The sequence below is a fragment of the Streptomyces olivaceus genome (genome assembly GCF_000721235.1).
Taxonomy (GTDB): Bacteria; Actinomycetota; Actinomycetes; order Streptomycetales; family Streptomycetaceae; genus Streptomyces; species Streptomyces olivaceus.
This window is the reverse complement of sequence record NZ_JOFH01000015.1, coordinates 74521-89948: the sequence shown is the minus strand read 5'-3', so window position 1 is coordinate 89948 and position 15428 is coordinate 74521. Positions and strand designations below refer to the sequence as shown.

The 15428-nt window shown below is 73.3% G+C and carries 11 protein-coding genes; all 11 read left to right on the top strand.

The features are described from left to right. The first annotated feature begins 127 nt into the window (after positions 1-127). Positions 128-1645, top strand: a complete 1518-nt coding sequence (locus IG94_RS0118115; RefSeq protein WP_031037423.1) for a sugar ABC transporter ATP-binding protein — start codon at positions 128-130, stop codon at positions 1643-1645. Beyond that, positions 1642-2664 carry an ABC transporter permease gene (locus tag IG94_RS0118110; RefSeq protein WP_031037419.1) on the top strand — a complete coding sequence of 341 codons (1023 nt, stop codon included), beginning with the start codon at positions 1642-1644 and terminating at the stop codon, positions 2662-2664. Before IG94_RS0118115 ends, IG94_RS0118110 begins: the two co-directional genes overlap by 4 nt. A gap of 17 nt (positions 2665-2681) precedes the next feature. Further along, on the top strand, positions 2682-3725 hold the full coding sequence (locus IG94_RS0118105; RefSeq protein ID WP_031037416.1) for a substrate-binding domain-containing protein: 1044 nt from the start codon (positions 2682-2684) through the stop codon (positions 3723-3725). An 86-nt stretch (positions 3726-3811) separates the two neighbouring features. Continuing rightward, on the top strand, positions 3812-5083 hold the full coding sequence (locus IG94_RS0118100) for a Gfo/Idh/MocA family protein (RefSeq protein ID WP_031037412.1): 1272 nt from the start codon (positions 3812-3814) through the stop codon (positions 5081-5083). Between the two features lie 16 nt (positions 5084-5099). Continuing rightward, complete coding sequence (locus tag IG94_RS0118095) at positions 5100-6098, top strand: sugar phosphate isomerase/epimerase family protein (protein ID WP_031037409.1); 999 nt, start codon at positions 5100-5102, stop codon at positions 6096-6098. Between the two features lie 263 nt (positions 6099-6361). Continuing rightward, entirely contained in the window at positions 6362-10096 is a 3735-nt protein-coding gene (locus IG94_RS0118090; RefSeq protein WP_031037407.1) for a ThuA domain-containing protein, read from the top strand. Positions 10097-10271: 175 nt separating this feature from the next. Further along, positions 10272-11564 carry an inositol-3-phosphate synthase gene (locus IG94_RS0118085; RefSeq protein WP_031037404.1) on the top strand — a complete coding sequence of 431 codons (1293 nt, stop codon included), beginning with the start codon at positions 10272-10274 and terminating at the stop codon, positions 11562-11564. Beyond that, positions 11561-12607, top strand: a complete 1047-nt coding sequence (locus IG94_RS0118080; RefSeq protein WP_031037402.1) for an SCO3242 family prenyltransferase — start codon at positions 11561-11563, stop codon at positions 12605-12607. Before IG94_RS0118085 ends, IG94_RS0118080 begins: the two co-directional genes overlap by 4 nt. Positions 12608-12915: 308 nt before the next feature. Then, positions 12916-13830: a sugar phosphate isomerase/epimerase family protein gene (locus IG94_RS0118075; RefSeq protein ID WP_031037400.1), complete on the top strand. Its 915-nt coding sequence runs from the start codon at positions 12916-12918 to the stop codon at positions 13828-13830. Positions 13831-13842: 12 nt separating this feature from the next. Further along, complete coding sequence (locus IG94_RS0118070; RefSeq protein ID WP_031037397.1) at positions 13843-14577, top strand: EboA domain-containing protein; 735 nt, start codon at positions 13843-13845, stop codon at positions 14575-14577. Beyond that, positions 14577-15425: a TatD family hydrolase gene (locus tag IG94_RS0118065; protein ID WP_031037395.1), complete on the top strand. Its 849-nt coding sequence runs from the start codon at positions 14577-14579 to the stop codon at positions 15423-15425. Before IG94_RS0118070 ends, IG94_RS0118065 begins: the two co-directional genes overlap by 1 nt. The last annotated feature ends 3 nt before the right edge of the window (positions 15426-15428 follow it).

The window sequence follows — 15428 nt, the reverse complement described above, 5'->3', positions numbered from 1 at the left end:
CCCGGACGCCGGGTCCCACCAGCACAGCGCTCAGCCCTGTCCTGCTCCACTCTGCCTGCCCAGCTCACCCCTGCCCTGCTCTGCTCTGCCCTGACACCGGCCCGCACGCCCGCCGAGGGGACCTCACATGGCACCAGAACCACCGCTGCTCAGCATGTCCGGCATCACCAAGTCGTTCCCCGGCGTCCGGGCCCTGGACGGCGTCGACCTCGACGTCCAGGCCGGCGAGGTGCACTGCCTGCTCGGCCAGAACGGCGCCGGGAAGTCCACCCTCATCAAGGTGCTGGCCGGCGCCCACCAGCCCGACACCGGCACCATCAGCTGGCGCGGCGAGGACGTCACCCTGCGCTCGCCCATCGCCGCCATGCGCCTCGGCATCGCCACGATCTATCAGGAACTCGACCTGGTGGAACACCTGTCGGTCGCCGAGAACGTCCACCTCGGCCACGAACCCACCTCCGCCGGCTTCGTCGTACGGGGAAGGGCGGCCAAGGCGTCGACGGCCCAGCTGCTCAAGCGGCTCGGCCACCCGGAGGTCGATCCCGGACGGCTGGTCGGCGACCTGTCGGCGGCGCAGCAGCAGATCGTCTCCATGGCGCGGGCGCTCTCGCACGACGTACGGCTGATCGTGATGGACGAGCCGTCCGCCGCGCTCGACCCCGACGAGGTCGACAACCTCTTCCGCATCGTCGCCGACCTCACCGCCGAGGGCGTCGCCGTCGTCTACATCTCGCACCGCCTGGAGGAGATCCGCCGCATCGGCGACCGGGTCACCGTCCTCAAGGACGGCCGGGCCGTCGCCGGCGGACTGCCCGCCGAGTCGACGCCGACCAGCGAGGTGGTGGCGCTGATGACGGGCCGCAACGTCGCGTACGTCTTCCCGGAGCGGCCGGCCGGTCCCCCGGCGGCCGAGCCCGTCCTGAGCGTCAAGGGGCTGGCCCGGCAGGGGGAGTTCGAGCCGCTCGACCTGGAGGTCCGCCCCGGCGAGATCGTCGGTCTCGCCGGACTCGTCGGCTCCGGCCGCTCCGAGATCCTGGAGACCGTCTACGGCGCCCGCAAGCCCAGCGCCGGACAGGTCCTCGTCGACGGACGCCCGCTCAGGCCGGGCAGCGTGCGCGCCGCGGTGCGCGCCGGCCTCGGACTCGCCCCCGAGGAACGCAAGGCGCAGGCCCTGCTGATGCTGGAGTCCGTCACCCGCAACGTGTCCGTCTCCGCCATGTCCCGCTTCTCGCGCGGCGGCTGGATGGACCAGGGCGCCGAACTCTCCGCCGCCCGCGCGGCCACCCGCGAGCTGTCCCTGCGGCCCGACAACCCGTCGGTGCCGGTGCGGACCCTGTCCGGCGGCAACCAGCAGAAGGCGGTCCTCGCCCGCTGGCTGCTGCGCGGCTGCCGGGTGCTGCTGCTCGACGAACCCACCCGCGGCGTCGACGTGGGCGCCCGCGCCGAGCTGTACGCCGTCATCCGGCGCCTCGCCGACGAGGGCCTCGCCGTCCTGCTGGTCTCCAGCGAGGTGCCCGAGGTACTGGGCCTCGCCGACCGCGTCCTGGTGCTGCGGGAGGGGAGCGTCGTGCACGAGGCCCCCGCCCGCGAACTCGACGAACACCGCGTACTCGACCTCGTGATGGAAGGAAGCCCGGCGTCATGACGCAGCACGTGTCCCCGCCGCGGGACGGCACCGGCAAGGCGGCACCGGTGGACGGGCCGCCGCCCGCCTGGCGGACCCTGACGGCCCGCGCCGACGTCCGCACCCTCTCCCTGCTCGGCGTGCTCGCCGTACTGGTCCTCATCGGCGGCATCACCCAGCCCGACGCGTTCCTCGACACCCGCAACCTCCAGCTGGTGCTCACCCAGGCGTCCGTCATCGGCGTCGTCACCGTCGGCGTGACCTTCGTGATCATGTCCGGGGGCATCGACCTGTCGGTGGGCGCCATCGTGGCCCTGTCCTCGGTCTGGGCGACCACCGTCGCCACCCAGGAGTACGGGTTCCTCGGCATCCTGTTCACCGCGGTCGTCGTGGGTGTGGGCTGCGGCCTGGTCAACGGCGTGCTCATCGCGTACGGCGCGATGGTCCCGTTCATCGCCACCCTCGCCATGCTGGCCTCGGCCCGCGGCCTGGCGCTGCAGATCACCGACGGACAGACCCAGGTCGTCACGGTCTCCAGCGTGCTGGACCTCGGCGAGCGCGACTCCTACGTGCTGGGCATCCCGCCGCTGGTGCTGGTCTTCGCGGCCGTCACCGTCATCGGCTGGCTGGTGCTCAACCGCACCACCTTCGGCCGCCGCACCGTCGCCGTCGGCGGCAACCCCGAGGCCGCCCGGCTGGCCGGCATCGACGTCCGCCGCCAGCGCCTCTACCTCTACCTGCTGTCCGGCCTGTGCTGCGGCATCGCCGCCTTCCTCCTGATCGTCCTGGCCGGCTCCGGCCAGAACACCAACGGCAACCTCTACGAACTCGACGCCATCGCCGCCGCGATCATCGGCGGCACGCTCCTGAGCGGCGGGCGCGGCACCATCGTCGGCTCCGTGCTCGGCGTCCTGATCTTCACCACGATCACCAACATCTTCGCCCTGAACAACCTGCAGAGCGACGTCCAGCAGATCGCCAAGGGCGCGATCATCGTCGCCGCCGTGCTGGTCCAGCGCCGTACCGCAAGCACGCATTGAGGAAAGGGTTCACCGTCATGACGAAGCTCACGAGTCGCAGAGGGATGCTCTTCGGGGCCGCCGCCGTGTCCGCCGGTGCCGTCCTCGCCGGGTGCACCAGCAACGACCCCGACAGCGGCGACGACAAGGCCGCGGACACCCAGCCGGCGGCCGACGACAAGCCGGGCAAGCAGGTCACCATCGGCTACGCCGGACCCCAGGCCGACCACGGCTGGCTCAACGCCATCAACGACAACGCCAAGAAGCGCGCGGAGAAGTACTCGGACGTCACCCTCGAGGTCACCGAGGGCTCCAACGACACCGCGCAGCAGATCGGCCAGATCGAGACCCTCATCAACAAGAAGGTCGACGTCCTGGTGATCCTGCCGGCCGACGGCAAGGCGCTCACCCAGGTCGGGCTGAAGGCGATGAACGCCGGCATACCGGTGGTCAACCTCGACCGGGTCTTCAACTCCCCGCAGGCATACCGCTGCTGGGTCGGCGGTGACAACTACCGGATGGGCCTCAACGCCGGGCACTACATCGGCGAGCGGCTCAAGGACAAGTCCGGCGCCCGCGTCATCGAGCTGTCGGGACCGGACAACCTGGAGCTGACGCAGGAGCGCACCAAGGGCTTCGACGACGCCCTGAAGAACTACTCGAACATCAAGAAGGTGGCCCGCCAGGCCGCCGACTTCACGGTCGAGTCGGGCCAGTCCAAGATGGCCCAGCTGCTCCAGGCCCAGTCGCAGTTCGACGCCCTGTGGAACCACGACGACGACCAGGGCGTGGGCGCGCTGCGCGCCATCGAGCAGGCCGGACGCGACGACTTCGTGATGGTCGGCGGCGCGGGCGCGCTCTCCGCCTTCCAGGCCATCAAGGCCGACAGCGGCGTCCTCAAGGCCACGGTCCTCTACCCGCCGACCATGGCCGCCTCCGCGATCGACCTGGCCCGCGCCCTCGGCCAGGGCAAGGGCGTCGGCGGTCTCGCCGAGTACGAGATCCCGTCCTCGGTGACCTGCTACTCGGCCGTCGTCGACAAGGACAACGTCGACCAGTACATGTCCACCGGCTTCAAGTGACGGGCACCGCGCCGGCCCCGGCCTGACCAGCCGGGCCGGGGCGGGGCCCACCCCCACCGCGCCACCACGACGAGGAGGACATCCGCATGGGACAGCCGCAGCAGCCCCAGGAGGCCGGGGCACCGGCCGCCGGTACGGGGACCGACAGCGGGACCGGTACCGGGCCGACGGGGGCGTCCGCGACCAGACCGCCGCTGCGCGTCGGCATGGTCGGCTACGCCTTCATGGGAGCCGCGCACTCCCAGGGCTGGCGCACCGCAGGCCGGGTCTTCGACCTGCCGCTGAACCCGGTCATGGCCGCGATCTGCGGGCGGGACGCCGACGCCGTCCGCCTGGCGGCCGACCGGCACGGCTGGGAGAGCACCGAGACGGACTGGCGGACACTGATCGAGCGGGACGACATCGACCTCGTCGACGTCTGCACCCCCGGCGACAGCCACGCCGAGATCGCCCTGGCCGCACTCGCCGCCGGAAAGCACGTCCTGTGCGAGAAACCACTGGCCAACACCGTCGAGGAGGCCGAGGCGATGACCCGGGCCGCCGAGGAGGCGGCGGCGCGCGGCCGGATCGCGATGGTCGGGTTCAACTACCGCCGGGTACCGGCCACCGCGCTGGCCCGGCGAATGGTCGCCGAGGGCCGGATCGGGCGGCTGCGGCACGTGCGGGTCACGTACCTCCAGGACTGGCTGGTGGACCCGGAGGCGCCGCTCACCTGGCGGCTGCGCAAGGAACTGGCCGGCTCGGGCGCGCTCGGCGACCTCGGCGCCCACATCGTCGACCTCGCCCAGTACCTCACGGGGGAGCGGATCGCGGGCGTCTCCGCCCTCACCGAGACCTTCGTACGGGAGCGCCCGCTGCCCGCCGGCGCCTCCCGGGGCCTGTCCGCGGGCTCGGCGGACGGGGTGACGGGCCAGGTGACCGTCGACGACGCCGCCGTGTTCACCGGCCGCCTCGCCTCCGGCGCCCTGGTCTCCTTCGAGGCCACCCGCTACGCCACCGGCCGCAAGAACGCCCTGCGCATCGAGGTCAACGGCGAGCGCGGCTCCCTCGCCTTCGACCTGGAGCGGCTCAACGAGCTGGAGTACCACGACGGCACCGGGCCCGGGGAGCACGCCGGGTTCCGCCGGATCCTCGTCACCGAACCCGAGCACCCCTACCTGGACGCCTGGTGGCCGCCGGGCCACGGGCTCGGCTACGAGCACACCTTCGTGCACCAGGCGCGCGACCTCGTCCACGCCGTCGCCGAGGGCCGCGGGCCCGAACCCTCCTTCGCCGACGGGCTGCAGGTGCAGCGCGTGCTCGCGGCGGTGGAGGAGAGCGCCGAGAAGAACTCCGTCTACACCCCGATCGCCCCCTGAGGAGGCTGGCAGCGACATGCCGCGCAACTTCACGCTCTTCACCGGTCAGTGGGCGGACCTCCCCCTGGAGGAGGTCTGCCGCCGTGCCCGCGACTTCGGCTACGACGGCCTGGAACTCGCCTGCTGGGGCGACCACTTCGAGGTCGACAAGGCCCTCGCGGACCCGTCCTACGTCGAGTCCCGCCACCAGCTGCTCGACAAGTACGGCCTCAAGTGCTGGGCGATCTCCAACCACCTGGTCGGCCAGGCGGTCTGCGACGCCATCATCGACGAGCGCCACGAGGCCATCCTGCCCGCCCGCATCTGGGGCGACGGCGAGGCCGAAGGCGTGCGGCAGCGGGCCGCGGCCGAGATCAAGGACACCGCACGGGCCGCCGCCAAGTTCGGCGTCGACACCGTCATCGGCTTCACCGGCTCCGCGATCTGGCACCTGGTCGCGATGTTCCCGCCCGCGCCCGAGTCCATGATCGAGCGCGGCTACGAGGACTTCGCCGAGCGCTGGAACCCGATCCTCGACGTCTTCGACGCCGAGGGCGTGCGCTTCGCCCACGAGGTCCACCCGAGCGAGATCGCCTACGACTACTGGACCACCCACCGCGCCCTGGAGGCGGTCGGCCACCGGGCCGCCTTCGGGCTGAACTTCGACCCCTCGCACTTCGTCTGGCAGGACCTCGACCCGGTCGGCTTCCTGTGGGACTTCCGCGACCGGATCTACCACGTCGACTGCAAGGAGGCCCGCAAGCGGCTCGACGGCCGCAACGGGCGGCTCGGCTCCCACCTGCCCTGGGGCGACCCGCGGCGCGGCTGGGACTTCGTGTCGGCCGGGCACGGCGACGTCCCCTGGGAGGACGTCTTCCGGATGCTGCGCTCCATCGACTACCAGGGGCCCGTCTCCGTCGAGTGGGAGGACGCCGGCATGGACCGGCTGCAGGGCGCCCCCGAGGCCCTCACCCGTCTCAAGGCCTTCGACTTCGAGCCGCCCACCGCCTCCTTCGACGCCGCGTTCAACAGCTGAGCCGCGCGCCCGGCGCGGGCCGGGAACGGGGACCGGAGTTCTCGCCGGTCCCCGGTCAGGCCTGCCCGAATCCCCCTTTGTCCTGAGTTGGGAAAAAGTTGAACGAGTCCCGGCCCAAGGGGTGTTCGGCCAGGAAGAACGCGGTTACCGTCCCTGAAGTGTTCAGGACATCCACCTCTCCGGGGTGACGGCGCACCCCGGCGCCCGCACCGCACGTCTTCGCACCGTTCCGTACGGCCCACCCCCGTTCCCGGAGGGACTTCGTGCACAGAACCAGACTCAAAGGCACCAGGACCAGGCTCAAAGTCACCAGGACCACGAGGCGTCCCGGACTGCGCACCGCGCTCGCCCTGTTCACCGGCCTCATGCTGACCGTGGGCGCCCCGGCCACCGTCGCCGGCGCCCACCCAGGGCACCCGGAGCACGACGACCCGGTGGCCGCCGAGGGACAGTTCCAGCAGGTACCGCTCGCCAAGGGCGAGGCCGAGACGGGCGAGCCGATGTCGCTCGCCGTACTCCCGGACCGCAGCGTCCTGCACACCGCGCGCGACGGCACACTGCGCCTCACCGACCAGGGCGGCGTCACCAAGGTCGCCGGCCAGATCCCCGTCTACAGCCACGACGAGGAGGGCCTGCAGGGCGTCGGCGTCGACCCGGACTTCGAGAACAACCGGGCGATCTACCTCTACTACGCCCCGCCGCTCGACACCCCCGCCGGCGACGCCCCGGAGAACGGCACCGCCGAGGACTTCGCGCCCTTCGACGGCGTCAACCGACTCTCCCGCTTCGTCCTCAAGGACGACGGCTCGCTGGACACGGCCAGCGAGAAGAAGGTCCTGGACGTCGCGGCCTCCCGCGGCACCTGCTGCCACGTCGGCGGCGACATCGCCTTCGACGCCGAGGGCAACCTCTACCTGTCGACCGGCGACGACTCCAACCCGTTCTCCTCCGACGGCTTCACGCCCATCGACGAGCGCCCGGACCGCAACCCGGCCTTCGACGCGCGCCGCAGCGCCGGCAACACCAACGACCTGCGCGGCAAGCTCCTGCGGATCAAGGTCGCCGAGGACGGCTCGTACACCGTCCCCGAGGGCAACCTCTTCGAGCCCGGCACGGAGAAGACCCGCCCCGAGATCTACGCGATGGGCTTCCGCAACCCGTTCCGCATCAGCGTCGACCAGAAGACCGGTACCGTCTACGTCGGCGACTACGGCCCCGACGCCGGCGCCGCCGATCCGAACCGCGGCCCGGCCGGACAGGTCGAGTTCGCCAAGGTGACGGAGGCCGCCAACTTCGGCTGGCCGTTCTGCACCGGCGCCAACGACCCGTACGTCGACTACGACTTCGCCACCGGCACCTCCGGCGACACGTTCGACTGCGCCGCGCCGAAGAACACCTCGCCGCACAACACCGGCCTCACCGACCTGCCGCCCGCGCAGGCCGCGTGGATCCCGTACGACGACGACTCCGTGCCCGAGTTCGGCAGCGGCTCCGAGTCCCCGATGGGCGGCCCGGTCTACCGCTACGACCCCGACCTCGACTCCAGCGTCAAGTTCCCCGAGGAGTACGACGGCGACTTCTTCGCCGGCGAGTTCGGCCGCCAGTGGATCAAGCGGATCGAGCAGAACGGCGACGGCACGGTGGCCTCGATCAACGACTTCCCGTGGACCGGCACCCAGATCATGGACATGGAGTTCGGCCCCGACGGCGCGCTCTACGTTCTCGACTACGGCCTCTCCTGGTTCCAGGGCGACGAGAACTCCGGCCTGTACCGGATCGAGAACGCCGCGGACGGCTTCACGCCGATCGTCGAGGCGAGCGCCGACAAGACCTCCGGCGCGGCCGGTCTGAAGGTCAAGTTCACCGCCACCGCCGAGGACGCCGACTCCCCGGACCTCACCTACGCCTGGGACTTCGGCGACGGCACCAAGGGCGAGGGACTCACCCCGACCCACAAGTACAAGAAGGTCGGCACCTACACCGCGACCTTCACCGCCACCGACCCCGAGGGCAACACCGGCAACGCCAGCGTCCGCGTCGTGGTCGGCAACACCGCGCCCACCGTGAAGATCGACGTCCCGGGCAACGGCACCCTGGCCGCCTTCGGTGAACCCGTCCCCTTCAAGGTGACCGTCACCGACCCCGAGGAGACGATCGACTGCTCCAAGGTCAAGGTCGCCTACAGCCTCGGCCACGACAACCACGCCCACGAGCTGACCAGCGAGACGGGCTGCGAGGGCACCCTCAACCCGCCGCCGGGCGACGGCGGCCACGACCCCAACGCCAACATCTACGGCGTCGTCGGCGCGAGCTACACCGACGGCGGGGCGAACGGCCAGGAGGCCCTGACCGGCACCGCGCGCACCGTGCTCCAGCCGCTGCACCGCCAGGCCGAGCACTTCACCACCCAGCAGGGCGTGTCGGCCGTCGACAAGACCGGTGCCAACGGCGGCAAGACCGTCGGCGACATCCACGACGGCGACTGGATCTCCTTCAGCCCCTACAAGTTCGACGGGCAGAAGAAGCTGACCGTCCGGGCCTCCTCCGGCGGCTCCGGCGGCTACATCGAGGTCCGCACGGGCTCGCCCGACGGCACGCTGCACGGCTCGGCGTACATCCCGCCCACCGGCGGCTGGGAGACCTTCCAGGACGTGGACGTGCCGCTGCGGGCGCTCCCCAAGAAGACCACCGACCTGTACCTGGTCTTCAAGGGCGGCGAGGGCGCGCTGTACGACGTGGACGACTTCGAGTTCTCCACGGAGCCCTTCAAGGCCGGCAAGAAGGTCCTCGTCTTCTCCAAGACGGCCGGCTTCCGCCACGACTCCATCCCGGAGGGCATCGCCGCGCTGAAGGAGCTGGGCACCCCGGCCGGCATCCAGGTCACCGCGACCGAGGAGGCGGGGCAGTTCACCACCAACAACCTCGCCAAGTACGACGCGGTCGCCTTCCTGTCCACCACCGGTGACGTGCTCAACGCCGACCAGCAGACGGCGTTCGAGAACTACATCAAGAACGGCGGCGGCTACATGGGCATCCACGCCGCCGCCGACACCGAGTACGACTGGGAGTTCTACGGCGGCCTCGTCGGCGCCTACTTCCACTCGCACCCGGCGATCCAGCAGGCCACCGTCCGCGTCGAGGACCACGACCACCCGGCCACCGCGCACCTGGACGACGCCTGGGAGCGCACCGACGAGCTGTACAACTACCGCACCAACCCGCGCGAGCAGGCCAAGGTCCTCGCCACCCTCGACGAGACGACCTACGAGGGCGGCACCATGAAGGGCGACCACCCGATCGCCTGGTGCCAGAGCTACGGCGGCGGCCGCTCCTTCTACACCGGCCTCGGCCACACCAAGGAGTCCTACGCGGACGAGTCCTTCCGGGGCCACCTGCTCGGCGGCATGCAGTACGCCACCGGCCAGGTCAAGGCCGACTGCAAGCCGGCCAAGGGCTACCGGGACATCTTCAACGGCCAGACCCTGGAGGGCTGGAAGCAGGCCGGTCCCGGCACGTTCAACGTGAAGGACGGCACCCTGGAGACCGAGGGCGGCATGGGCCTGCTCTGGTACCAGGCCAAGGAGCTGAAGTCGTACTCCCTCAAGCTCGACTGGAAGATGCAGGGCGACGACAACTCCGGCGTCTTCGTGGGCTTCCCGGCCTCCGAGGACCCCTGGTCCGCCGTGGACAAGGGCTACGAGATCCAGATCGACGCCACGGACGAGCCGGACCGCACGACGGGTTCGATCTACACGTTCAAGGCGGCGAACACCAAGGCCCGTGACCAGGTTCTGCGGCCGCCCGGCCAGTGGAACTCCTACGAGATCAAGGTCCGCGGCGAACGCCTCCAGGTGTTCCTCAACGGAGTCAAGATCAACGACTTCACCAACAAGGACCCCGAGCGGAGCCTGACCGACGGCTACATCGGCCTGCAGAACCACGGCGCCGACGACCAGGTCTCCTTCCGCAACATCCAGCTCAAGGAACTGCCCTCCTAGGGCGACCACCTGCCCCGGCGGGCGTCCCTCGCGGGACCTCCCCCTCCGGGGCGACCGAACGGCGGCGGGCGGAGGACGCCGGACCTCCGCCCGCCGTCCCGCCGGGCCCAGCGCGCCCGGCAGCACACCACTTCCGGCGCTCGCACCAGGTTCGCGTACGACAAGGAGGCTGCCCATGTCCGCCGAACCGTCCCAGCCCACCCCCTCCACCGCCCCGCGCTTCGGCGTCTGGTTCATCGGGGCGCGCGGATCCGTCGCCACCACGGCCGTCGCCGGCTGCGCCGCCGTCGCCGCCGGGCTCCACCCGCCGACCGGCATGGTCACCGAGACCGAGCCCTTCGCCGCGAGCGGACTGCCCTCGCTGTCGTCGCTCGTCTTCGGCGGCCACGACACCGTCGACTGCCCGCTGCCCAAACGCGCCGAACACCTCGCCGCGGGCGGCGTACTGCCGCACGGTCTGCCGTCCGCCGTCCACGCCGAACTCGTCGCCGCCGACCAGGAGATCAGGCCGGGCGGCCCCCTGCCGGGGGACACGGGCCGGGGCCCCGACGGCGAGCCGGGCCGGGGCGAGGCGGACCTGATCGACGTGTTCGCCGCCGACATCCGCGACTTCGTCGCCCGCCGGGGACTCGCGGGCGCCGTCGTGGTCAACGTCGCCTCCACCGAGCCGGCCCCCGCCGGCGACGCGCTGCCGCCCAGCTCCCTCTACGCCGCCGCCGCCCTGCGGGCCGGCTGCCCCTACGTCAACTTCACGCCCTCCACGGGCCTGCACCACCCCGCGCTGGCCCCGCTCGCCGAGGCGTCCGGCCTGCCGTACGCCGGCCGCGACGGCAAGACCGGGCAGACCCTGCTGCGGTCCGTGCTCGGCCCGATGTTCCTCCAGCGGGCGCTCGCCGTACGCGCCTGGTCCGGCACCAACCTCCTGGGCGGCGGGGACGGCGCCGCCCTCGCCGACCCGGCCGCCGCCGCCGCGAAGAACGCCGGCAAGGAACGCGTCCTCACCGACACCCTCGGCGGCACGGTCGAGGGCGAGACCCACATCGACGACGTACCGGCCCTCGGCGACTGGAAGACGGCCTGGGACCACATCGCCTTCGACGGCTTCCTCGGCGCCCGGATGGTCCTCCAGACCACCTGGCAGGGCTGCGACTCGGCGCTGGCCGCTCCGCTCGTCCTCGACCTGGCCCGCCTGACCGCCCGCGCCCGGGAGAAGGGCATCTCCGGCCCGCTGGGCGAGCTGGGCTTCTACTTCAAGGACCCGGTCGGCGCCGGGCCCTCGTCCCTGGCCGAGCAGTACACGGAGCTGACACGCTTCGCCGCCCGGCTGGGGGACGACGGGGACGGCACTGCCCCCGCCGCCGACGGCGGCGGCGCGCACGGGAGCGGGAGCGGGGGCGTCAACGGGCTCGGGGGCGGTGCGGGCGACCGTCCGGGTGACCGCGCCCACGAGCCCGGGGACCGGCGATGAGCCGCACCGCCGCCGCGGCACGGGCCGCCTCCTCGCGGGCCGGCGCGACCGGCGAGCAGGACGCCGCCCCCCAGTCGGCGCCTCCCTCCGCTCCCGCCGCGCCCCGCCCGCCCGGCCCCCGCACCGCCCGCGCGGGCGCCTGGGCCGAACTGCTGCGCCTGCCGGCCCTGTTCACCGTCCCCGGCGACGCCCTGGCCGGCGCGGCGGCGGCCGGTGCGCGCCCCGGCCCCCGCGCCCTCCTCGCCATCGGCTCCTCCCTGTGCCTGTACGAGGCCGGCATGGCCCTCAACGACTGGGCGGACCGCGCCGAGGACGCGGTGGAACGCCCGCACCGCCCCCTGCCGTCCGGCCGCATCCGCCCCGCCGCCGCCCTCACCGCCGCCGGCGTGCTCACCGGCGCGGGCCTGGCACTGGCCGCCGGCGCGGGGCGCCCCGCCCTCGCGGTCGCCACGCCGCTGGCGGTCACCGTCTGGGCCTACGACCTCGCCCTGAAGCACACGCCCGCCGGTCCCGCCGCCATGGCCGCCGCCCGCGGACTCGACCTCCTCCTGGGCGCGGCCGCCACCGGCGGCGGCACCCGGGCCGCGCTGCCCTCGGCGGCGCTGCTGGGCAGCCACACCCTCGCGGTGACGGCCGTCTCCCGCCGGGAGACCACCGGCGGTTCGGTCCTGGCCCCGCTGGCGGCCCTCGCGACGACGGGGGCGCTGACCGGTTACGTCGCCCGCCGCCGGACCCGACTCCCGGCAGGCCGGCGGGCAGCAGCCGCCCCCGGCCTGCCGGGTCCCACCGGCGTTCTCACGGCGGCGCTGGGTGCCGCGTACGCCGCCACGGCGGCCCGCCCCTACTTCCACGCCGCGCTCAACCCGTCACCCCCGCTCACCCAGCGCGCCGTGGGCGGCGGCATCCGGGCCACGATCCCGCTCCAGGCCGCCCTCGCCGCCCGCTCCGGCGCGAGTGCGACGGCCCTCCTGACCGCCGCCCTCGCCCCGGCGGGCCGCCTGTTCGCACGACGGGCCGCGATGAGGAAGGTGAGCATCACATGAGCCGCACCCCCGACCGCACGCCGGGCGAGCACGCCTCCGCGACCCCGGGCCCGCCACCCAGTTCCGACCCCCACGCGTACGGGCCCGCAGCCACCGGCCCGTCGTGGCCCCCGGACGAGAGGCCGTCCCGGCCGAGCGGCGCGAACCCGGCGCCGCTCTCCGGCAGCCGGACCGCGCCCTCCAGCGCGGCCCCGGGGGCGCAGGGGGCTCCGTCCCCGGGCCCGGTGCCGCACCGCGACGGCACCCCGCCCGGGACCGCTCCCCGGAGCCCGCGCGCGCACCCCGGCCGAGGCACCGCCCCCCGGCGCCTGCCGCCGGGCCCCGGCGGCGCCGGCCCGGCCCCGATCCGCTTCGGCTACGGCACCAACGGTCTCGCCGACCTCCGGCTCGACGACGCCCTCGGTCTCCTCGCCGACCTGGGCTACGACGGGGTCGGCCTGACCCTCGACCACATGCACCTCGACCCCCTCGCCGACGACCTGGCCGCCCGCACCCGCCACGTCGCCCGGCGGCTGGACACCCTCGGACTCGGCGTCACCGTCGAGACCGGCGCCCGCTACGTGCTCGACCCGCGCCGCAAACACGGCCCCTCCCTGCTCGACCCGGACCCCGGCGACCGCGACCGCCGCGCCGACCTCCTGGTCCGCGCCGTGCGCGTCGCCGCCGACCTCGGAGCGCACGCCGTGCACTGCTTCAGCGGCATCACCCCGCAGGGCACGGACGAGGACACGGCGTGGAAGCGGCTGGCCGAGACCCTGGCGCCCGTGCTCGACGCCGCCGCCACCGAGGGCGTCCCCCTCGCCGTGGAGCCCGAACCGGGCCACCTCCTGTCCACCCTCGCCGACTTCCACACCCTGCGCCGAGCCCTCGGCGACCCCGAGCACCTCGGCCTCACCCTGGACATCGGCCACTGCCAGTGCCTCGAACCGCTCCCTCCCGCCGAGTGCGTACGCGCCGCCGCGCCCTGGCTGCGGCACGTCCAGATCGAGGACATGCGCCGCGGCGTCCACGAACACCTCCCCTTCGGTGACGGCGAGATCGACTTCCCGCCCGTACTGGAGGCCCTCGCCGCCACCGGCTACCAGGGCCTGACCGTCGTCGAACTGCCCCGCCACTCCCACGCCGGGCCGCAGTTCGCCGCGCACTCCCTCCCGTTCCTCCACCGGGCCGCGGCGGCGGCCCTCCCCGCCGACCGCCCGGGCGAGCCCTCCGCCACCCACTGAAGGGAGCCATCCATGACGCAGCCACCCGCCGCCCACGCCACCCCCACCCAGGACGCGGACGGCACCCCCGCCGGACCGGAACCCGAGGGCACCACCCCCGCCCGGGTCCCGCCCGCCGACCTGCGTTCCCTCCTCGCCGCCCGGCTCGACCCGGCCGCCCGCGCCTGGCTGGACCGGGCCCTGGACGAGGCCGCCGCCCACCCCGGCACCCACGGCCCCATCTCCGTGTGGGAGCTGCGCCTCGCCGAGGCCGGCCGCCGCTGCGGGCCCGCCCACGCCGACGCCGCCCGCGTCCTCGTCCTGCACGCCGCCCGTGCCGACGAGGAGGCCCTGAGCCGGGTCTACTCCCAGGGCACCGCCGACGAACGCCGCGCCGTCCTGCACGCACTGGCCCACCTCGTGCCGGGACCGGACGCCCTGCCGCTCGTCGAGGACGCGCTGCGCACCAACGACACCCGGCTCGTCGCCGCCGCCCTCGGCCCGTACGCCGCCCGGCACCTCGACGCCCACCAGTGGCGGCACGCCGTCCTCAAGTGCCTGTTCACCGGTGTCCCCGTCGACAGCGTGGCGGACCTCGCCCGCCGGGCCCACGCGGACGACGAACTCGCCCGCATGCTCGCCGACTACGCCGCCGAACGCACCGCCGCGGGCCGCACCGTCCCCGAGGACCTGCACCGCGTCCTGGCCCTGACCGAGCCGACGCCCTCCGCGCCCGGCACCGCCGGCCCCCACGGCAAGGAGTCCTGATGCGCATCTTCGACCCCCACATCCACATGACCTCCCGGACCACCGACGACTACGAGGCCATGTACGCGGCCGGCGTCCGCGCCCTCGTCGAACCCTCCTTCTGGCTGGGCCAGCCCCGCACCTCGCCCGCCTCCTTCCGCGACTACTTCGACGCCCTGCTCGGCTGGGAGCCCTTCCGCGCCGCCCAGTACGGCATCGCCCACCACTGCACGATCGCCCTCAACCCCAAGGAGGCGAACGACCCCCGCTGCCTGCCCGTCCTCGACGAACTGCCCCGCTATCTCGTCAAGGACCGGGTGGTGGCGGTCGGCGAGATCGGCTACGACTCGATGACGCCCGCCGAGGACACCGCCCTGGCCACCCAGCTCCAGCTCGCCGCCGACCACGGCCTGCCCGCCCTCGTGCACACCCCGCACCGCGACAAGCTCGCCGGCCTGCGCCGCACCCTCGACGTCGTCCGGGAGTCCGCGCTGCCCACCGACCGGGTGCTGGTCGACCACCTCAACGAGACCACCGTCAAGGACGCGAAGGACAGCGGGGCGTGGCTCGGCTTCTCCGTCTATCCGGACACCAAGATGGACGAGGTCCGGATGGTCGCCCTGCTGCGCGAGTACGGCCCGGAGCGGGTGCTGGTGAACTCCGCCGCCGACTGGGGCAGAAGCGACCCGCTCAAGACGCGCAAGGTCGGCGACCTGATGCTCGCCGAGGGCTTCACCGAGGACGACGTGGACCGGGTGCTGTGGCGCAACCCCGTCGACTTCTACGGGCTCAGCGGGCGCCTGGAACTCGACGTGGCCTCGGGCGACGCCACCCACGAGGGCAACTCCATCCTGCGCGGCGGGGAGTGAGCG

Bases quoted from the DNA above. Each gene is read 5' to 3' on its own strand.
- IG94_RS0118115 (WP_031037423.1), top strand. From the start codon at position 128: ATGGCACCAGAACCACCGCTGCTCAGCATGTCCGGCATCACCAAGTCG.
- IG94_RS0118110 (WP_031037419.1), top strand. From the start codon at position 1,642: ATGACGCAGCACGTGTCCCCGCCGCGGGACGGCACCGGCAAGGCGGCA.
- IG94_RS0118105 (WP_031037416.1), top strand. From the start codon at position 2,682: ATGACGAAGCTCACGAGTCGCAGAGGGATGCTCTTCGGGGCCGCCGCC.
- IG94_RS0118100 (WP_031037412.1), top strand. From the start codon at position 3,812: ATGGGACAGCCGCAGCAGCCCCAGGAGGCCGGGGCACCGGCCGCCGGT.
- IG94_RS0118095 (WP_031037409.1), top strand. From the start codon at position 5,100: ATGCCGCGCAACTTCACGCTCTTCACCGGTCAGTGGGCGGACCTCCCC.
- IG94_RS0118085 (WP_031037404.1), top strand. From the start codon at position 10,272: ATGTCCGCCGAACCGTCCCAGCCCACCCCCTCCACCGCCCCGCGCTTC.
- IG94_RS0118080 (WP_031037402.1), top strand. From the start codon at position 11,561: ATGAGCCGCACCGCCGCCGCGGCACGGGCCGCCTCCTCGCGGGCCGGC.
- IG94_RS0118070 (WP_031037397.1), top strand. From the start codon at position 13,843: ATGACGCAGCCACCCGCCGCCCACGCCACCCCCACCCAGGACGCGGAC.
- IG94_RS0118065 (WP_031037395.1), top strand. From the start codon at position 14,577: ATGCGCATCTTCGACCCCCACATCCACATGACCTCCCGGACCACCGAC.